This is a genomic window from Afipia birgiae 34632 (genome assembly GCF_000308295.2).
Lineage (GTDB): Bacteria > Pseudomonadota > Alphaproteobacteria > Rhizobiales > Xanthobacteraceae > Afipia > Afipia birgiae.
The window spans coordinates 694,633-713,329 of the sequence record NZ_HG326652.1; the positions used below are offsets into that span (position 1 = coordinate 694,633).

Consider the following 18,697-nt stretch of genomic DNA (forward strand, 5'->3'; position numbering starts at 1 on the left):
AGGGGCATGGAGCGCCGCGAGGCGCAAATGTGTTGTTTCGCTTCCCGTGCGAAGGGAAGCGCATCGCCTTGCGGCGCTCCGCAGACAAGTTCACGCAGTCTGCGCAAGCTTGACTGCTATTTGGCGGCGATTTTGGGCGAGGGGAGCGTGCTTCCGGGACAGGACAAGCGCGACACGCGCCTCGATCCGGCTGGCTTTCGCCGGCCTTCATCCTGTCCGCGTCCAGCCACTGAAGGCAGAGCCACGTAGTTGGCCCGGACGCTGACCCCAGCCTCCCGGACGACGTGTGTGCGAGACACGCGCGCGGGCGCCGCATCCTGCTCCGCTTCAAAAGCGCCCTCGAGAAGCGCCCCTCACGAACAGAACGATTGAGAATATAATCCTAGATCGAGACATGTCAAGGAGAGATCGGAAATCTCAACACGTCGTCCCCGCGCAGGCGGGGACGACATTGAGCGTGTGGCATGGCAAGTCTAGAACGTCACGACGCCTCTGATCGACTCTCCGCGCTTCATCAAATCGAACGCCTTGTTGATGTCGTTCAGCGGCATCACATGCGTGATCATCGGATCGATTTGAATCTTTCCCTGCATGTACCAGTCGACGATCTTCGGCACGTCGGTCCGGCCGCGCGCGCCGCCGAAGGCCGTACCTTTCCACACACGCCCCGTCACAAGCTGGAATGGCCGCGTTGCGATTTCGGCGCCCGAGGGTGCCACACCAATGACGATCGATTGTCCCCAGCCGCGATGGCAGGCCTCCAGCGCCTGGCGCATGACGGTGACATTACCGGTGCAGTCGAATGTGTAATCCGCGCCGCCGATCTGATCTTCTTTCGTCTTCGTTATGTTGACGAGATGCGCGACGAGATCCTTGCCGACCTCCGTCGGGTTGACGAAATGCGTCATCCCGAAGCGTTCGCCCCAGGCCTTGCGGTCATTGTTGATATCGACGCCGATGATCATGTCCGCGCCGGCGAGCCGCAGGCCCTGCAGCACGTTCAACCCGATGCCGCCGAGGCCGAACACGATTGCCTTGGCGCCTTGCTCGACCTTCGCGGTATTGATGACCGCGCCGATGCCGGTGGTGACGCCGCAGCCGATGTAGCAGACCTTGTCGAACGGCGCGTCTTCGCGGATCTTCGCCACCGCGATCTCCGGCAGCACGGTGTAGTTCGCGAAGGTCGAGGTGCCCATGTAGTGGTGGATCGGCTTGCCGCCGAGGGAGAAGCGGGAGGTGCCGTCGGGCATCAGGCCCTGTCCCTGCGTGGCGCGGATCGCGGTGCAGAGATTGGTCTTGCGCGACAGGCAGGACGGGCACTGGCGGCATTCCGGCGTATATAGCGGAATGACGTGATCGCCTTTCTTGACGCTGGTGACGCCGCGGCCCACGTCAACGACGACACCCGCGCCTTCGTGGCCAAGGATTGCGGGGAAGAGGCCTTCCGGATCGGCACCGGACAGCGTGAATTCATCGGTGTGACATATACCGGTCGCCTTGATCTCGACCATCACTTCGCCCTCGCGGGGGCCTTCGAGTTGAACGGTGGTGATCTCGAGCGGTTTACCGGCTGCGATGGCGACGGCGGCGCGAACATCCATGAACTGAACCTTTGTGCTTGCTTGGCGTGGCTCTGCATTTTTTGAACGCATGGCCCGGCGTATTTGCTGATTGCCCGATACCATAGGATCGGGCAAGCAGTTGCGCAAATGAGCCGTTTGCCGTCAGAGCCAACAATCGAATCGATTGCCGCACGGGCTGCGCCTGCGGTCTTCGTCGTGCTGTGGAGTACCGGATTTATCGGTACAAAGTATGTGCTGGGCGGAGCCGAGCCGCTGACCTATCTCGCGGTGCGCATGGTGTTAGCGGCATTGCTGATGGGCGTGATCGCTGCGATTTACCGGCCGAAATGGCCGAAGGGCGCCGATGTATTTCACAGCGCGGTCGCCGGACTTCTGGTCCATGGCTTTTATCTCGGCGGGACGTCGGTCGCTATCTACCATTCGGTGCCGGCTGGACTATCCGCACTGATCCCCGGCCTCCAACCGATCCTGACCTCCACGCTGGCGAACCGCTGGCTCGGTGAGCGCGTCACACCGTTGCAATGGACAGGTCTGCTGATGGGGCTGGCTGGAACGGTGATCGTGCTGCACGGCCGGACGATCTCGGGGCAGGCGGGTTGGGGGTGGCTCGCCACCTGCATTGCCCTGATCAGCATTACGCTCGGGACACTCTACCAAAAGCGCTACTGCAGTCAGATCGACTGGCGTCCCGGAAATTTCATTCAGTTCCTGTCGGCGGCTTTGTTGTTCGCAATCGGAGCCTGGCTGTTCGAGACGCGTGTGATTGTTTGGAATCATGCGTTCGTATTCGGGCTCGCGTGGCTGGTCGTCGTGCTTTCGATCGGGTCGATCGGACTGCTGTACTGGCTGATCCGTCATTCCGCCGCGACGCAGTTCGCAAGCCTGTTCTACCTCGTGCCCGGTGTCACGGCGATCATGGCCTATGTGCTGTTCGACGAGCGGCTGGATCTGCTCTCGATCATCGGCATGGTGATCTGTGCGGCGGCGGTATTGCTTGTGAACAAGAATACAGCTCCCGCACGCTCGGCTTAAGGTGAGGGTGTCTTAAGTTGAGCGGGTCTTGGCGTACGCCGCGAGCGCGCGTGCGCGCGCAGCCTTGTGATCGACGATTGGTTCCGGATAGATCTTTCCGAGCGTAACTCCGGCGGCGGCAAGCTCCATCGGTGTTGCTTCCCATGGTTGATGGATCAGCCTGGCCGGAAGACGTGCCAGTTCGGGCACCCACTTCGAAACATAAGCGCCGTCCGGATCAAACTTCTCGCCCTGCAGGATCGGATTGAAGACGCGGAAATAAGGGGCCGCATCGGCGCCGGTGCCGGCAACCCATTGCCAGCTCGCAGGGTTGCTGCCGGGATCGGCGTCCACCAGCGTATCCCAGAACCATTTTTCGCCATGACGCCAATCAATCAGCAGGTGCTTGACGAGAAATGACGCCGTCACCATGCGCACACGATTGTGCATGATGCCGGTGTGCCAAAGCTCGCGCATGCCGGCATCGACAATGGGATATCCGGTTTGGCCGCGTTGCCATGCGTGCAAGGCTTTCGGATCGTTGCGCCATGGAAATGCATCGAATGATGTCTGAAGATTTTTCTCCGCCAGTTGCGGAAGATCGAACAGCAGATGCCGCGAGAACTCGCGCCAGCCAAGCTCGCTCAGGAATTTGCCGACACCTGAGGCAATGGCCGGCTTTCTTGCCGCAGCGAAATTGGCGGCATGCCAGACCTGACGCGGGCTGATTTCGCCAAACCGCAGATGCGGTGATAGCCGAGAGGTGCCGTCGCGATCGGGGCGGTCGCGTAACGACGCGTAGTCAGCGATGTCGCCGTCGAGAAAATCCTTAAGCCGTTCTTGCGCAGCGGTTTCGCCCGGCGCCCATGTGTCGCGCAGCCCCGCAGCCCAATCGGGGCGTGTAGGCTCAAGGCGCCACGACGCGAGATCGTCACTGGGAACCTTTGGTCCGGCCTTCAGGGTCTTGGGCGCGGGCAAGGGTTGCGGCGGGTCGCCCAAACTCAGAACACGTTTCCAGAATGGCGTGAACACGCGCAGCCCACGGCCTTCCTTGCTGCGAAGACTTGTTGGCTTCACCAGCAAATCGCTCGGAAAGGTGCGCGCTGCGACGCCGATCTCTTCGAGCGCCGCGCTGACGCCTCGCTCGACGGCCGCCTGGTTTGCGATATCGCTCTCGATCCAATGCACGGCTGATGCCTGAATTTCCCGTGCGAGGCCTGCGACGACATTTGCGGCTGGGCCCTGACGGAGCACCAGTGTCTGGGTGCGTGCGGTGAGGCTCGCTTGCAAGCTCCGTAGCGATTGCGCGAGCCACCAGCGTGACGCACTGCCAATCGGACGCCCGCGAGGCGAGCGCAGGGAACCGCTCTCTTCGTCCAGCACGTAAAGACAAAGCAGCGGCGCGCCGCTCGACGCGGCTGCGTACAGGGCTGGATGGTCGGATAGCCGCAGATCGTCACGGAACCAGACGATCAGTGGGGAAACCAAGGAACCTGTCATTGCGCTGGCGATCCTGACCTTAGCGGCTGTGCCTGACCGCCCAGCGAACCGTTAATGGCGCGGTAAATATATACTGTCAAAATTTGCCGATTTTGATCGGAAAGCATTTTCGGAGACGACGCGATGGCACTCGGGTTGGGGAAGAATTCTTTCAGTTTCCTGAAATTCAAGCTCGGAACCAAGGCAACAATCTGTGCGGCGGTGTTGATCGCTGCAACCACCTCGATGGTGGTGGGGGCGGCCTATTGGTCGCTGAGTTCGGAGTTCGAGGCCAGAGGCAAATCCGACATCGAAACCAGCCTTCGGACACTGGCTCTCGCATTCGCCGAGACTTATGGCGACGCCAAGATCGCGATCAAGGACGGGAACGTGAGCCGGGCCGAGATTCCGGCGATGCCGGATTTCAAGGATCACAAGACGGTCGATCGTGCGACGGCCTATGTCGGCGGAAACGCCACGGTCTTTGTTTACGATGAGGCGACCAGGCAGTTCGTCCGCAGGACCACCAACGTGAAGAAGGAGAACGGCGACCGCGCCGTCGGGACCCAATTGGCGGCGGATCATCCGGCGCAGGCGGTCATCCGAAACGGCCAAGCCTACAAAGGACCCGCCGTGCTGTTCGGCAACAGCTTCATGACCGCTTATCAGCCCGTGTTTGACGCCGCCGGGAAGATCATCGGAATTCTCTACGTGGGAATTCCAACGGCGCCGCTCGATGCCATGCTCCGGCACGCGATGACGATGATGACGATTGCTGCGGTGATCGGGGCGCTGCTGGTGCTCGCTTTGACGATGTTGATCGTGCGCAGTGTGACGCGTCCGCTCCGGTCCGTCACGGATACGTTGACGGCGCTCGCGGAAGGCAAGCCTAACGTGACGATCGAACACGTCGATCGCTACGACGAGATCGGGTCCATTGCCCGGACCATCGGTGTGTTCAAGGCGAACTCGCTTGAGCGCCGCCGGCTCGAAGCGGAGCGAAAGACCGCCGAAGCAGAGGCCGTGCAGCGCCGAAAGGCTGAACTGCAAAGCTTCGTGGACGAATTCCAGTCCACCGTCGGTGGCATCATCGACAAGGTGATGAACTCGTCGGGCCAATTCGAAAGCGCCGCGCGCAATCTGACAGAAACCGCGCGCAGTACGGCGCATCTTTCCAGGGCCTCCGCCGATGCGTCGACGCGGGCATCAGAACATGTCCGCAACGCGGCTGCGGCATCAGAGGAACTCACCAGTTCTATCGCCGAGATCAGTCGCCGGGTTCAGGAATCGAACGGAATTGCCGCCAATGCTGTGAAGCAGGCCGCCGCCACCGATGAGCGGATGGCGGAACTGTCTAGAGCGGGCGACCGCATCGGCGATGTCGTAAAACTCATCACGTCGATTGCCGAACAAACCAACCTTCTTGCGCTCAATGCGACCATTGAAGCGGCGCGGGCAGGCGAGGCTGGACGAGGTTTCGCCGTGGTGGCCCAGGAAGTCAAAACTCTGGCCGGACAGACCGCGAAAGCTACTGACGAGATCAGCAGCCATATCGTCAACATGCAGTCTGCGACACAGGAATCGGTTTCCGCGATCAAGGCTATCGGGCAGACCATTGAACACATCAACAAGATTGCCACATCGATTGCGGCTGCGGTGGATCAGCAGGGGGCAGCGACGCAGGAAATCGCCAAAAGCGTTCAGGCTGCCGCGAGCGTGACAACCGAGGTCGCCGCCAATGTCGGGGAAGTGGCTCACGGCGCGAACCGGACCGGCGAGACGTCGGACGATATCCTCAAATCGGCGCAGGTTCTGAGCGGCGAAAGCCTGCACCTCCAGGCTGAGGTCGGGCGTTTTCTCGAGGGCGTGAGAGCGGCCTGAGGTTTGTTCGTCTGGATTGCACCGCAAGTGCAATCGGATCGGAAATCGTGCGTAGTTCCTGCTACACGCGATTGCCGTCCGGGAGGATCAGTTGAAGCGGAATGGCATTCGACGCTTCTCTATGGCGTGCCGTTCGGCTTGTTCTGTTACGTGACGTTCGAACTGACGTCGCTGTCGCTGCAACGTCGCTGTCGCTGCAAGCACTGGACGTGGCCGGTGGTGCTTGTGGATGTTGCGTGGGGCACGTTCGTCACGGCGATGTCGTCCACTCCGGGGCTGCTGATTGCAAACTGGCCGATGCCACGGATTTGACCGCAGCGACAAAAAAAAGGGACGCGGCGCGTCCCTTTTCCTTGCGGTGTTGTTGCCGTTATTTCGGCTGCGGAACGATCCGTATATAGGGCTTCGGCGATTTCCAGCCACCCGGATAAATCGTCTTGGCCTCGTCGTCGGTGACCGAACCGGCGATGATGACGTCTTCACCCTGCTTCCAGTCAGCAGGGGTGGCGACGCGATGCTTCGCCGTCAGTTGCAACGAGTCGATCACGCGAAGGATTTCGTCGAAGTTGCGCCCGGTGGTCATCGGATAGACCAGCACCAGCTTCACCTTCTTGTCCGGGCCGATGACGAACACGGTGCGCACCGTGGCATTGTCGGCAGCGGTGCGGCTGTTGGCGTCGCCCGACGTGCTCGCCGGCAGCATGTTGTAGAGCTTTGCCACCGCGAGATCGGTGTCGCCGATCATCGGATAGTTCGGCGCAAATCCCTGCGTCTCCTTGATGTCGTCGCCCCACCTGGTGTGGTTCTCGACTGGATCGACGCTCAGGCCCATCAGTTTGACGCCGCGCTTGTCGAACTCCGGCTTCAGCCGCGCCAGCGTCCCGAGTTCGGTGGTGCAGACGGGGGTGAAGTCCTTGGGATGCGAAAACAGCAGGGCCCAGCTGTTGCCGATCCAGTCGTGAAACTTGATGCGTCCCTCGGTGGTGTCAGCCTCGAAATCGGGCGCCTCCGCGCCAATCTGAATTGTCATGTCTTTGCCCTCACGTACCTAGAGTTGCGAAGAAAATCTCGCGGTGGAGATATAGCGGCGAAGATCCGGAAACGAAACCGTGTAGCGAAAAGGGCAATAACCTTCTCGCGCACCGCCATGCTTCAGAAAATCCCTGCTGCCTTCCTGCGGATTACGGAAATGTAATGCCTTCTCCGGTGTTTGCTCACTTTTTCGCTATGCCCCGAATTTGACTTTGATGCGCCGCAACGCCGCCGGTTCCCGTTGTCATTGGTGAACCTCGCGGGCGGTCACTGCGACCAATCCGCAACCATAAGAGAAAGAAGCGTGCTCCGAATCGCTTCATTAACGCTTCGTTTACACCCGCATGAAAATGCTGCGGGACACAAAAAGAGAAAAGTAACATGACGTCCGCCTCGATCGCCTCGAACGCACCGCTTTCCGAACTGATCCGGAAAATCGAAACCGGCTCCATTGCCGACCGCGACGTGTCCGCTTACGCGCTCGCTTTCGTGCGCGATGGCGTGATCACGGGCGAGGGGCCCACCACCGCTGGGCGGGTTCATTTTTCCAGGGCGCTGGATGCGGATGACGCCGCCTGGTGCGTACGGATCCTGACCGCTGCGGCGAACACCAACCAGCCGGTCAGCCGCGCCGAAGCTGAGACCCTGTTCGAGATCAACAAGGCCGCGACCGAGCGCAGCGACGATGGCCGTTTCGACGATCTTTTCGCCAAGGCGATCGTGCATCATGCTGCAGCGGCTTCCGGCCTGCCGGTTCCGCCGCGCTCCGTTGCGCTGTCACCTGACACTTCGATCGAGAGCTGGGCGCCCACCACGGCTGTCGGTGTGAACACCGAGGTGCTGGAATGGATCGCAAAGCAGATGCGCGGCACGCGCCGTAACAATCGCGCGCTGATGCGGCTGGTCGCTACCCTGATCGGCGCGGCGACCTTGCCGCTGGCCCACACGCTGCCGAACTTCCTCGACCTCGGAATGTAAGGCAGGCTCTTACGTCAAAGCGGCAGTCGCTACCTTGCGCCTGCTGTTTTGACTGTCTCCGGAAGGCCGACCGTCCGCCCCGGAAATCCCGCAGCACCGAAATAGCGCTGATCCAGCACGCGCTGGAATTGCAGCACCGTGCGCAAGCCATTGGCGGCAGGCTTGCCTGTGATCGTTCCGGTAAAGCCCTTGGGCGAGACGCCGTTGGGCATGGCTTCCGTCAGCACCCGGCCAACCAGCGCGCCTTTCGGTTTGCGGTCGAGGCCGAGAAGCTTCGCGGCGGTGACCCCGACATCGGCGTTGCTGACCGGAAGGGTGTCGGTGTAGCCGGTTTTGAAATCCGGGCCGATCGCCGCCATGAAGTTCATGGTGTCACCGCGGCTGAAACTGCCGTGCATGCCCTGGCCCTGCCGCAGCACTGTGTCGGCGACCGAAACCGAGCATACCGTCGGCTCGTCACAGCCGGATGAGTAGGACCGGAAATTGACAACAATCGCCGGGTGCGGCGTCACGGCCTTGCCGCGCAGGCTGAGCACCGACAGAGGCAGCGTTCCGGGAAAGCGTCCCAGATCGTTGTCGACGAAAATGCCGCTGACATAATCCTGCTCAAGCAGCGCCTTGACGATGCGGCCGGCGAGCTTGCGATCCTTCCCCGGAAGATAGATCAAATCCGAGCCGCCATTGGTCGCGACTACAACGTCGGGCTTTTCAGGATTCGATCCGAGCAGACCGTTGCCGGCCCGCGGATGGGCATTATCGGGAACGCGCGCATTCTTGTCGTTCGGATCGAACAGCGGAAGGTTCAACGCCTTCGCAAGATCGATCGCCAGAAAGCCCAAGGGCAGAAAGCCTTTCGGCGTGTCGTCATAGGTGATCCTGGTCGACGGGCTGGTCCTGCTTTCCTTCGAGATGGTCGAGAAACCGTGATCGGCAGAGACGATGATGTTGGTGCTTGCCGACAGGCCAAGCTCGTCGAGCGCCTTGCGGAGCTGCGCGAGATTGTTGTCGGCGTTCCTGATACCTGCAAGCGAGGTGGGGCCGTTGATGCCGGGCGTGATCGTGTTCAGGCTGTCGCCGTGGTTGTGCTGCGCGCCGTCCGGATCGCGTGACCAGAACACCAGCACGAATGGCTTGTTGCGCGCCTTGAACATCGGCAGAATGATTTTCGTGGCGACATCGGCGAAGTAGGCCTGCTGTTCGATGTTGACGACGCGTGGGCCCGGCGTCTTGAAATCTCCCGCCTTGCCGCTTTCACCGCGCGAGGGTGTCACCAGCGGCAAATTGGCTTTGGTCAGTGCGTCCTGCATTTCCTGCGAGAGCGGAACGCCGTTTTTCCCTCCGGTGGAATCGTCGATCACAATTGAATGCAGCCCCGATCGGTCGGCACGATCCGTGTGATCGAATATCAGGGTAGGGCCGACCTTGCCGAGCGCCGCTGTGCTGTATCCCTTTTCTCGCGCGAGCTTGAGGACGGTTTCTTCGTTGAGATAGTCGCCGCCAAAGTGCTCGTCCACTTCGGCCAGGACCGCGTTGTTCTCGAGGAACGGCACGACCGTTCCGTTGGCGTGCGCCACCGGATAGCCAGTATAGATCGTGTTGCTGAAATCGCCGGTGTCGCCGAGATAGTGGCCGGTGGCCATCGCGGACGCGTTGGCGGTGGTGAAGGTCGGGAACAGCGAGTGCGGATTGGCGAAATTGACGCCTTTGTCGCGCAATGCAGCCATGGCCGGGGCGGTTTCCGGCTTCACCATCCGCGCCCGCATACCGTCCGGCACGAAGAGAATGAGGTTGCGAGGGCGCTCATTTTGGGCGAAAGCCGTGATGCTCGACAAGGCGAGGGCGCAGGTGGCCGACAATAGGATTGTGCAGCGCATTGGGGTTTCCCGTACCCGGCCAGTTTCTGGTTGAGCCGATAAGCCGAAGGCCAGGGCAGGTGTAGTTTCCCTGTACAACGGAATTGTTACAATCCCCGGCGCATGCCAAATAGGTGCCCCGGCCGGGGTCGGTCCCGCCCTCAAGACAAGAAGATCAAGTCAAATCCCATGTTCAAAAAGATACTGATCGCCAATCGCGGCGAAATCGCTTGCCGGGTCATCAAGACCGCGCGCCGGATGGGCATCAAGACTGTCGCTGTGTACTCGGATGCGGACCGCGACGCGCTCCATGTCGAGATGGCCGACGAAGCCGTCTTCATCGGACCGCCGCAGGCCGCCGAGAGCTATCTCGTCATGGAGAAGATCGTCGAGGCCTGTCGCCAGACCGGCGCGGAGGCGGTGCATCCGGGTTACGGGTTTCTGTCCGAGCGCGAGGCGTTTCCGCGCGCGCTCGAAGCGGCGGGTATCGTGTTCATCGGTCCCAATCCCGGCGCGATCGCCGCGATGGGCGACAAGATCGAGTCGAAGAAGGCGGCGGCCAAGGCCAAGGTATCAACCGTCCCCGGCCATCTCGGTGTGATCGAGGACGGCGTGCATGCCGTCAAAATCGCCGACGAGATCGGTTATCCCGTCATGATCAAGGCGTCAGCCGGCGGCGGCGGCAAGGGCATGCGCATCGCGCATTCGAAATCCGAAGTCGAGGAGGGGTTCAACCTCGCCAAGGCCGAGGCGAAGGCGTCGTTCGGAGACGACCGCGTCTTCATCGAAAAATTCATCGTCGATCCGCGCCACATCGAAATCCAGATCCTCGGCGACAAGCACGGCAACGTCATCTACCTCGGCGAGCGGGAATGCTCGATCCAGCGCCGCAACCAGAAGGTGATTGAGGAAGCCCCGTCGCCGCTGCTCGATGAAGCCACCCGCCGCAAGATGGGCGAGCAGGCCGTCGCGCTGGCAAAGGCCGTCAATTACGATTCCGCGGGAACTGTGGAATTTGTCGCCGGTCAGGACAAGAGCTTCTACTTCCTCGAAATGAACACGCGGCTTCAGGTCGAGCATCCGGTGACCGAACTCGTCACCGGCATCGATCTCGTGGAGCAGATGATCCGCGTCGCGGCCGGCGAGAAGCTCGCGCTGGCGCAGAAGGATGTCACGCTCACCGGATGGGCGGTCGAGTCCCGCGTCTATGCGGAAGATCCGTTCCGGAATTTCCTGCTGTCGATCGGGCGGCTGGTGAAGTATCGCCCGCCCGCGGAGAGCAAGGTAGACGACATCACCGTGCGCAACGACACCGGCGTGCAGGAAGGCGGCGAGATTTCGATCTATTACGATCCGATGATCGCCAAGCTGGTGACCCATGCGTCATCGCGCGCCGCCGCCATTGAGGCGCAATCACAGGCGCTGGATTCGTTTTATATCGACGGCATCCGCCACAACATTCCGTTCCTGTCGGCGCTGATGAACCATCCGCGCTGGCGCGAGGGCAATCTGTCGACCGGCTTCATCGCCGAGGAGTTTCCCAAGGGCTTCGGCCCGCGCGCGCCGGAAGGCGAGACCGCGCATCGCATCGCCGCGGTCGGTGCCGCCGTCGATCACATTCTGGGCGAGCGCAAGCGGCAGATTTCCGGTCAGTTGAATGGCCGCGCCGTGTCGCGTGAACGCCGCCGTTCGGTCTGGCTTGATCGCAACGAGGTTCAGCTTGAAATCGCGCGTGATGGCGAGGGGATCGTTGTTCGCCTGGTTGCTGCCGATGGAAACCTTGGTCAGCCCGTGACGCTGCTCTCGAACTGGAAGCCCGGCGATCCGGTCTGGCAGGGCACCATCGCCGGTCATCCTGTCGCGGTGCAGGTGAGGCCGATGCCGAACGGCTTCCGGCTGGCCTATCAGGGTTATGAACTGCCTGTGCAGGTCTTTACGGAAACCGAAGCCACCGCCGCGCGCCTGATGCCGGTGACGTCAGCCGCCGACACCGGCAAGAAGGTGCTATGTCCGATGCCGGGCCTCGTGATCTCGATCGCGGTAACCGAAGGTCAGGACGTCAAGGCGGGCGAGACGCTTGCGGTCATCGAGGCAATGAAGATGCAGAACGTGCTGCGTGCAGAGCGCGATGGTGTCGTGAAGAAAATCGCTGCCACGCCGGGCGCGACATTGGCGGTGGATGCACTGATCCTCGAATTTGCGTGAGGGTGAAATGGTCCCGCAGGAAAAGCGCGAAGCATTCCGGGCCATCCTGTCGGGCAAGGACGTCATCAAGCCGGGCTCGGTGTACGATCCGATCTCGGCGCGCATCGCTGAAGACGTCGGGTTCGAACTCGGTCTGCTCGGCGGGTCTGCGGCGTCGCTGACAATCATCGGCGATCCGGATCTGCTCCTGATCACGCTGTCGGAACTCGCCGAGCAGGTGCGGCGCATTTGCCGCGCCGGAAACATCCCGGTGCTGGTCGATGCCGATCACGGCTACGGCAACGCGCTCAATGTTCGGCGCACGGTGCAGGAGCTTGAGGCCGCCGGCGCTGCTGGTCTCACCATCGAGGACACGCTGCTGCCGCAGGCTTATGGACAAGCCAAACCGCAGGTGATCCCGATTGACGAAGGTGTCGGCAAGATGAAGGCGGCGCTCGATGGCCGGTCCGATCTGTCGCTGGTGATCGTTGGCCGTACGGGCGCGGCGTCCATCACCAACATCGACGATACGGTTGCGCGTGCCAGGGCCTATGAGGCTGCAGGCGTCGATGCGCTGTTTTTCACCGGCTTGAAAACCCGTGCTGAGCTTCAGGCTATCGCCGCCGCAACGAAACTACCCATTATCATGGGGAGCGCCGATGGCGAACTTGCCGATATGGCTTTTTTGGCGAGCCAGCGGGTGCGCGTCGCCAATCAGGGGCATCAGCCGATCGCCGCGGCAATACAGGCTGTTTATGAAACGCAAAGAGCGTTGCGCGATGGCGTTGCACCGAAGGATTTGAAGGGACTGCCGTCAGCCGAGTTGACCAACCGCGTGATGCGCAGCGCGGAAATGAAGATACGCAACGAGAATTTCCTCGGGCTTAAGAACTAGACCACGAGGCCAGTGTGATGAGCGACATCATCCGCCACATCATCGTTCGAGGGAGGGTACAGGGCGTGGGGTACCGCGCCTGGATCGAGGGCGAGGCGATTGAGCGGGGGCTCGCCGGATGGGCGCGCAACCGCAGGGACGGCACGGTGGAAGCGGTGCTTTCCGGTTCCGAAGCCGATGTGGCTGGGCTGATCGAAAAATGTCAGCACGGGCCCGGCATGGCGCGCGTGACCGCGATCGATCACGAACCGGCTGGCGAAGACATGTTGAAACTGCGCGCGACCGGTGAGCGCTTCTCGGTTCTGCCAACGATCTGATGCGGTATTATTTCGCGCTGGCTTCCTTGCGGAAGGTCGCCGCGAGAATGCGTAGCGCAGACCGCTTCGATGCGTCGCTGACGCGGGAATAGAGCATCACTTTGGATGGGCTGAGCCGGGGCAATCCGAACGCCGGTCCGACATCGACCGTGCCGGCGGGCGCGATCCGCTTCGCAAGCGGTGCGACCGCCAGTCCTGCGGATGCAGCGGCGGCGACAGCCGTCACTCCTCCACCAATGAAAGCTTCATTCCATTTGACGCCAGCCTTGTCGAGTACTCGGGCTGCCGTGGCCCGGACTCCGCATGGCGAGGCCAGCGTTGCGACACGCAGCATTTCGCCCTTGGCCCAGTGGAATCCGGGCGAGGCGAACCAGCCGAAGTCATCGGTGCAAAGGTTTTCCCCGCCGCGCCGGCTTCCTTCCTGACGCACCACAACCGCATCAAGTTCGCCGCCATCGAAAGCGTCCAGCAGCGTTCGCGAGAAATCGATGGTCACCGCCAGTGTCAGTGAGGGCGCCGCGCCGCGCAGCTTTTCGAGAATGGGCACCAGTTCGGGGCCCGCGGCGTGGTCGCTGATGCCAAGGGTCAGTTGCTGGCTCACCGGAATGGACCCCGATAGCGCGCGGTTGTGGGCGGCGATCAGTGCGCGGGCATTGTCCTGAAACGCTGCGCCGTCGGCGGTCAGGCGGACCGCGCGGGGAGAGCGCTCCACCAGCCGCTTTCCAAGCGTGGCTTCGAGGCGCTGGAGCTTCATGCTGACGCCAGCCTGCGTCGTGCCGAGCGCCTCGGCGGCGCGGGTAAAGCTCTGCAACTCGGCCACCAGCAGGAAGGCCTGAACGGTCGGGATATCAAGGGCGTTCATTTTATAATCACAGATCGTTATGATTGTTATCTGATATCATAAGATACCAAGATGATGCGCCAGGGTCTAGTTTCTCTCCATGCGTTGCCCGCGCAATTTCAGGAGAACGTCCATGCCCCTCATCAACGTCCAGTACACGTCACACCGTCACGCTCCGTCGCTGAAAGCCGATATCGCGGCTGCTGTCACCAAGCTCTCGGCGGACATCCTGCACAAGGACCCCAAGGTCACCGCGGTGATCGTGCAATCCGTGGATGCGGCCGACTGGTTCGCCGGCGGACAATCGCTGGCCGAGCAAAAGCTGGCCAGCGTCTGGGTCGATATTCACATCTCCGACGGAACCAACAGCAAGGACGAGAAGGCGGACTTCATCGCAGCAACATTCAAGCGGATGGATGACCTGCTCGGCCCGCTGCACAACGAGAGCTACATCTACGTCCATGATGCGCGCTCGGATGCTTACGGGTTCGGCGGCCTGACCCAGGAACGCCGCTATATCGCCGGCAAGCTGGCGAGCGCGCCGCGCAGCGCCGCAGCCTGAGGTAGACCCCAACTTATGATCAGCACCTTCGAGGACTCCAAGGATCTCCTCGAAGGTCTCTGCTTCAGAGACTTCGATCGACGCCGATGTGCGGAACAATCTTCAAAATACTGTTCCGCTGAGCCAGGGCCAAATCATAGTCAGGCTTGAGTGCGAGAGCAGAATCGAAGCTGGTGAGCGCCTCCTGATGCCGTCCGAGTTGCTGGAGGGCGAGACCCCGGTTGTAGTGGAGCATTGCAACGTTCGGCTGCAGGCTGATCGCGAGCCGGAGCTGCTGCTCGACAGCTTCGAATCTGCGTTGCTGGAGTAATGCTACGCCAAGGAGATACATCGCATCGGGGTGTTTCGGCTCTGCTTGCAGGATGGCCCGATACGCCTTTTCCGCTTCCGCGATCTGCCCGCGCTGATGGTGGCTCTTGGCCACGGTGATATCGGGCGGTACCGCGCGATGCCGCTCGGCGTCGAGCTTCTTCAGCAGCTGCGACGCATCCGCATGATTTGGTTCGATATCAAGAATCTGGCGGCAAGCCTGCGTGGCGGCGTTGAGATTTCCTTCCAAATCGAGAATCCGTTGCCGATCACCCTATGGGCGGCGTCCACTGGCAGGGCGGTGCGCAGCGCTCAGGCGCCAAAGATGTCCTCGAACGCCAGCTTCAGGGCAACGTCGACATCGTGCATCGTGACTGGCAGACCGAGATCGACAAGGCTGGTGACGCCGTAGCTGGGATCTTCGACGCCACACGGGACAATACCCGAAAAGTGCGTGAGATCCGGCTCGACGTTGATCGAGATGCCGTGCAGCGAGACCCAGCGCTTCAGGCGGACCCCGATTGCGGCGATCTTGTCCTCGTGGGAAGGGCCTCTTTCAGGCCGCGCCACCCAGACGCCGACACGATCCTCGCGCCGTTCGCCGCGGACATTGAAGGCGGCGAGGGCGCGAATCGTGAACTGCTCAAGGCTGGCCACATAGGCGCGGACGTCAGGACGGCGGCGCTTGAGGTCGAGCATCAGATAGACCACCCGCTGCCCGGGACCGTGATAGGTGAATTGCCCACCCCGGCCCGTGGAGAACACCGGAAAGCGTGCATCGATCAGGTCACCGGGTTTTGCACTGGTTCCTGACGTGTACAGCGGGGGGTGCTCCAACAGCCAGACAAGCTCGGACGCGTGGCCGGCGGCAATGTCCGCCGCCCGCTTTTCCATGATGTCGATAGCTTCGGGATAGGCCACCGGCGAATCCGTTACCAGCCACTCGGCGGGTGGGCCGGATCGGGCGAAAAATGACGTCAGGGCAGGGTCTTCGCGGCGCTCCTGGAGCACATTAACCATTGGGTAACCATAACCGTGGTGATCTGAAGCTATCGTTCATTTGTGGATGCGGATGTCAAAGTGCCAACCCTCGATAACGTCTCTGTCGATCTGATGGTGGTTCTCGGAACCACCTCGATGCCGGTCCATCAGGTGATGCGGCTGAGCCGCGGCGCCATCATAGAACTGGATGCGACCGAGCAGGACGAGGTCAAGGTGCTCGCCAACAACCTGCCGGTTGCCAGCGGTGTGGTGGTCGTCAACCGCAACCGGATCGCGGTCGAAGTCAAGCAAATGCTGCCCCGGACGCCTGACCACAGATAGTCTTGGAAGCCTTTGACTAAGCTGCTCCAAGGCCTTGTCCCACCATCTTCGATTTGTTACATGGGCGCCGGTTGATCCCGCGCCGGGTGTGAATCCGGGGCCGATCTTTTAGCGCTCGTGGCGGAATTGGTAGACGCGCTGCCTTGAGGTGGCAGTCCGTAACAGGGTGGGGGTTCGAGTCCCTCCGAGCGCACCACCTCAAAAAATAGCTTTGAAATCATTCAGCTTTCGGCTCTCGCGCCCGCACGCCGTGCGTAGGTGAGGGAATTAGATGTGTCCGTTTCGGCCCTTGCCAGCTTCTTCACCGCGTCGCGGTCGCGATTGCATCTGACGGAGCGGAACTACAGGGGAAACTCGGCATTATCTCCACAGGCTCCCTAATATTGGAGGCTGCTATGGCTCATCATTGGCATCAGCTGTTCGGAAGCCCGGCCGAAGACATGAATGACGCCGGTCTTGACGAGGCTGCGTATGTCGCCAGCTGGGGCCTGAGTTGTGCGGCAGTGGCTGGCGTCGTTCTGCTGATTTGGCAATTCAACGTTTGAGGCCAAATTTTTCGGCGGTCGAAGTATTTGGCGATGCAGCGGCCCCGACTCATTACGACGGGCAGCGATTGCTGTAAGTCCCTCTGAGACCTTCGCACCATAATCCATATTTCGATAATTCTAGAAATATAGTTGACTTCGGCATGTAAGAGCAGGAATGTAAGGTCATGAAACTCGACGATGCATCCGCTCGCCTGGAAGCTCTGGGCAATCCGACCCGGCTCAAAATTTATCGTGCGCTTGTTCGCGCGGGCGATGCCGGGATGCCGGTGGGGCGTTTGCAGGACAAGCTGAAAATCGCGCCTTCGACCCTGTCGCATCACATCAAGGCTTTGGTTGTGGTCGGCCTGGTCACCCAGGTCCGCGAGTCGACGACCTTGGTTTGCCACGCGAACTACACGGTGATGCAGGAGCTGGTCGATTTCCTCGTGGCCGAGTGTTGCGCGGATGCCGAGTGCAAGGATGCAAAAACCGCGGCCTGATTCTTTGCGGCTGTTATTTCGATAATTCTAGTTTGATGGGAGAAGATCATGAGTGACGCAAAGGCAGTGGCCGTGATCGGGGCAGGGCCTGTTGGCCTTGCCGCAGCCGCACACGTCCTTGAGCGGGGGATGACCCCGATTGTCCTGGAGGCCGGTGCCGACATTGGCCATGCCGTGCGTCAGTGGCAGCACGTCCAGCTGTTTTCGCCGTGGGAGTACAATATCGACGGCGCTGCACAGCGCCTGCTTGCCGCGACCGGCTGGAATTCGCCGGCACCCGATCAGTATCCCACCGGTGGCGAACTGCTGGAGTTCTATCTGGAGCCTCTCGCCAAGAGGACTGAACTCAAGCCGCATATTCACACGTCGAGTCGTGTGACGGACATCAGCCGTGTCGGATTCGACAAGCTCAAGACAGGGGGCCGGGAGGCGGCACCGTTCGAAATCCGCTACCAGAATGGTCAGGGGCCGAAGACGATACGCGCTGACGCCGTCATCGATGCGTCGGGCACATGGCATGCCCCGAATCCTGCCGGCGCCAACGGGCTGAGTGCCATCGGCGAACGGGAAAACCAGAACAGGATTGCTTACGGCATGCCCGACGTATGGGGAGCCGATCGTCAGCGTTATGCTGGAAAACGGGTCGCCGTGCTTGGCGCGGGCCATTCCGCCATCGGAACGCTGACCGAACTTGCCCGGCTCAAGGCCCAGTCGCCGGGGATGGAGGTCATCTGGCTGCTGCGTGGTGACAATCCGGCAAAAGCCTTCGGCGGCGGCGCCAACGACAAGCTCGCCGCCCGTGGCGAGCTTGGTTCAGCGTTCGGTGCGCTGGTCGCCGCTGGAGACATCCGGGTCGAGAAGGATTTTCGCGTGACGCATCTGAGCGCGGACAAGGATGGTTTGCGGATCGGCGGCGGCTCTGCCTGCTGCGGCCGCAATGTCATCGCCGACGAACTGATCGTCGCGACCGGGTTTCGTTCAGACCTGAGCTTTGTTCGCGAATTGAGGATTCAGCTCGACCCCGCGATTGAATGTCCGGTTGCACTGGCGCCACTGATTGATCCCAACGAGCACAGTTGCGGGACGGTCAGGCCTCACGGCGCGCGCGAACTGGCGCAGGACGAGCCGGGATTTTATTTTGCCGGCATGAAGTCTTATGGGCGAGCGCCAACGTTCCTGATGCTGACGGGGTACGAGCAGGTCCGCTCCATCGCAGCCGAGATTGCCGGTGATCACGAGGCCGCGAATCGGGTTCAACTTGTCCTGCCTGAAACGGGTGTGTGCAGTCGCGCACCGGCGGCTGGCGCGGGCGGAGGCAGCTGCTGCGGAGGAACCGCACCGGCGGGCGTCGATGCTTGCTGTGTGGACGATGCTGCGGCAAAGCAGGATGGCAAATCCGGCTGTGGTTGCGGCTAGTATCGA

Annotated in this window: 19 protein-coding genes and 1 tRNA gene; 13 read left to right on the forward strand and 7 right to left on the reverse strand. The window is 61.4% G+C overall.

The window, feature by feature from the left end; all coding sequences use genetic code 11:
• Positions 1 to 473 precede the first annotated feature (473 nt).
• The gene (locus tag BN32_RS03305; protein ID WP_040425915.1) at positions 474 to 1,601 is read right to left on the reverse strand and encodes an S-(hydroxymethyl)glutathione dehydrogenase/class III alcohol dehydrogenase; all 1,128 of its coding nucleotides are present in this window, start codon (positions 1,599 to 1,601) and stop codon (positions 474 to 476) included.
• Between the two features lie 108 nt (positions 1,602 to 1,709).
• Here BN32_RS03305 and BN32_RS03310 point away from each other — a divergent pair, with 108 nt between their 5' ends.
• Positions 1,710 to 2,615: a DMT family transporter gene (locus BN32_RS03310; protein ID WP_019196681.1), complete on the forward strand. Its 906-nt coding sequence runs from the start codon at positions 1,710 to 1,712 to the stop codon at positions 2,613 to 2,615.
• 12 nt (positions 2,616 to 2,627) lie between these two features.
• Here BN32_RS03310 and BN32_RS03315 read toward each other — a convergent pair whose 3' ends face one another.
• Complete coding sequence (locus BN32_RS03315) at positions 2,628 to 4,094, reverse strand: cryptochrome/photolyase family protein (RefSeq protein WP_019196682.1); 1,467 nt, start codon at positions 4,092 to 4,094, stop codon at positions 2,628 to 2,630.
• Positions 4,095 to 4,217: 123 nt separating this feature from the next.
• Here BN32_RS03315 and BN32_RS03320 point away from each other — a divergent pair, with 123 nt between their 5' ends.
• A complete protein-coding gene (locus BN32_RS03320; protein ID WP_019196683.1) occupies positions 4,218 to 5,954 on the forward strand; it encodes a methyl-accepting chemotaxis protein in 1,737 nt (578 codons plus the stop codon).
• Between the two features lie 27 nt (positions 5,955 to 5,981).
• Positions 5,982 to 6,266 carry a DUF2177 family protein gene (locus tag BN32_RS25930; RefSeq protein WP_430641878.1) on the forward strand — a complete coding sequence of 95 codons (285 nt, stop codon included), beginning with the start codon at positions 5,982 to 5,984 and terminating at the stop codon, positions 6,264 to 6,266.
• A gap of 58 nt (positions 6,267 to 6,324) precedes the next feature.
• Here the strand turns inward: BN32_RS25930 and BN32_RS03330 are convergent, their stop codons facing one another.
• Positions 6,325 to 6,984 carry a peroxiredoxin gene (locus tag BN32_RS03330; protein ID WP_019196685.1) on the reverse strand — a complete coding sequence of 220 codons (660 nt, stop codon included), beginning with the start codon at positions 6,982 to 6,984 and terminating at the stop codon, positions 6,325 to 6,327.
• A gap of 383 nt (positions 6,985 to 7,367) precedes the next feature.
• Between BN32_RS03330 and BN32_RS03335 the strand changes: the two genes are divergently transcribed.
• Positions 7,368 to 7,964, forward strand: coding sequence for a hypothetical protein (locus tag BN32_RS03335; protein WP_019196686.1), 597 nt, complete (start codon positions 7,368 to 7,370; stop codon positions 7,962 to 7,964).
• A 29-nt stretch (positions 7,965 to 7,993) separates the two neighbouring features.
• Here the strand turns inward: BN32_RS03335 and BN32_RS03340 are convergent, their stop codons facing one another.
• Positions 7,994 to 9,838: an alkaline phosphatase family protein gene (locus tag BN32_RS03340; protein WP_040425402.1), complete on the reverse strand. Its 1,845-nt coding sequence runs from the start codon at positions 9,836 to 9,838 to the stop codon at positions 7,994 to 7,996.
• Between the two features lie 168 nt (positions 9,839 to 10,006).
• Between BN32_RS03340 and BN32_RS03345 the strand changes: the two genes are divergently transcribed.
• From BN32_RS03345 to BN32_RS03355, 3 genes are read left to right on the forward strand one after another with little or no spacing between them, the layout of a single operon-like run.
• Positions 10,007 to 12,022 carry an acetyl-CoA carboxylase biotin carboxylase subunit gene (locus tag BN32_RS03345; RefSeq protein ID WP_019196688.1) on the forward strand — a complete coding sequence of 672 codons (2,016 nt, stop codon included), beginning with the start codon at positions 10,007 to 10,009 and terminating at the stop codon, positions 12,020 to 12,022.
• Between the two features lie 7 nt (positions 12,023 to 12,029).
• Positions 12,030 to 12,896 carry an isocitrate lyase/PEP mutase family protein gene (locus BN32_RS03350; protein WP_019196689.1) on the forward strand — a complete coding sequence of 289 codons (867 nt, stop codon included), beginning with the start codon at positions 12,030 to 12,032 and terminating at the stop codon, positions 12,894 to 12,896.
• Positions 12,897 to 12,913: 17 nt separating this feature from the next.
• Positions 12,914 to 13,213 carry an acylphosphatase gene (locus BN32_RS03355; RefSeq protein ID WP_019196690.1) on the forward strand — a complete coding sequence of 100 codons (300 nt, stop codon included), beginning with the start codon at positions 12,914 to 12,916 and terminating at the stop codon, positions 13,211 to 13,213.
• A 7-nt stretch (positions 13,214 to 13,220) separates the two neighbouring features.
• Here BN32_RS03355 and BN32_RS03360 read toward each other — a convergent pair whose 3' ends face one another.
• Positions 13,221 to 14,075 (reverse strand): LysR family transcriptional regulator, encoded by an 855-nt coding sequence (locus BN32_RS03360; protein WP_019196691.1) that lies wholly within the window; start codon positions 14,073 to 14,075, stop codon positions 13,221 to 13,223.
• Between the two features lie 112 nt (positions 14,076 to 14,187).
• On the opposite strand from BN32_RS03360, the gene BN32_RS03365 reads away from it, so the two are divergent.
• Positions 14,188 to 14,616, forward strand: a complete 429-nt coding sequence (locus tag BN32_RS03365) for a tautomerase family protein (protein ID WP_019196692.1) — start codon at positions 14,188 to 14,190, stop codon at positions 14,614 to 14,616.
• 64 nt (positions 14,617 to 14,680) lie between these two features.
• On the opposite strand, the gene BN32_RS03370 is transcribed toward BN32_RS03365, so the two are convergent.
• On the reverse strand, positions 14,681 to 15,175 hold the full coding sequence (locus BN32_RS03370; RefSeq protein WP_019196693.1) for a tetratricopeptide repeat protein: 495 nt from the start codon (positions 15,173 to 15,175) through the stop codon (positions 14,681 to 14,683).
• Between the two features lie 62 nt (positions 15,176 to 15,237).
• Positions 15,238 to 15,945 carry a lipoyl(octanoyl) transferase LipB gene (lipB, locus tag BN32_RS03375; protein ID WP_019196694.1) on the reverse strand — a complete coding sequence of 236 codons (708 nt, stop codon included), beginning with the start codon at positions 15,943 to 15,945 and terminating at the stop codon, positions 15,238 to 15,240.
• A 60-nt stretch (positions 15,946 to 16,005) separates the two neighbouring features.
• On the opposite strand from lipB, the gene BN32_RS03380 reads away from it, so the two are divergent.
• The 5 genes from BN32_RS03380 (at position 16,006) to BN32_RS03395 (ending at position 18,691) form a co-directional block, all read left to right on the forward strand.
• Entirely contained in the window at positions 16,006 to 16,248 is a 243-nt protein-coding gene (locus BN32_RS03380; RefSeq protein WP_040425918.1) for a FliM/FliN family flagellar motor switch protein, read from the forward strand.
• A 111-nt stretch (positions 16,249 to 16,359) separates the two neighbouring features.
• Positions 16,360 to 16,444 (forward strand) — tRNA-Leu (locus tag BN32_RS03385).
• Between the two features lie 199 nt (positions 16,445 to 16,643).
• On the forward strand, positions 16,644 to 16,793 hold the full coding sequence (locus tag BN32_RS27200; RefSeq protein WP_019196696.1) for a hypothetical protein: 150 nt from the start codon (positions 16,644 to 16,646) through the stop codon (positions 16,791 to 16,793).
• Between the two features lie 167 nt (positions 16,794 to 16,960).
• The gene (locus tag BN32_RS03390) at positions 16,961 to 17,275 is read left to right on the forward strand and encodes an ArsR/SmtB family transcription factor (protein ID WP_019196697.1); all 315 of its coding nucleotides are present in this window, start codon (positions 16,961 to 16,963) and stop codon (positions 17,273 to 17,275) included.
• Positions 17,276 to 17,323: 48 nt separating this feature from the next.
• On the forward strand, positions 17,324 to 18,691 hold the full coding sequence (locus BN32_RS03395) for an NAD(P)-binding domain-containing protein (RefSeq protein ID WP_019196698.1): 1,368 nt from the start codon (positions 17,324 to 17,326) through the stop codon (positions 18,689 to 18,691).
• The last annotated feature ends 6 nt before the right edge of the window (positions 18,692 to 18,697 follow it).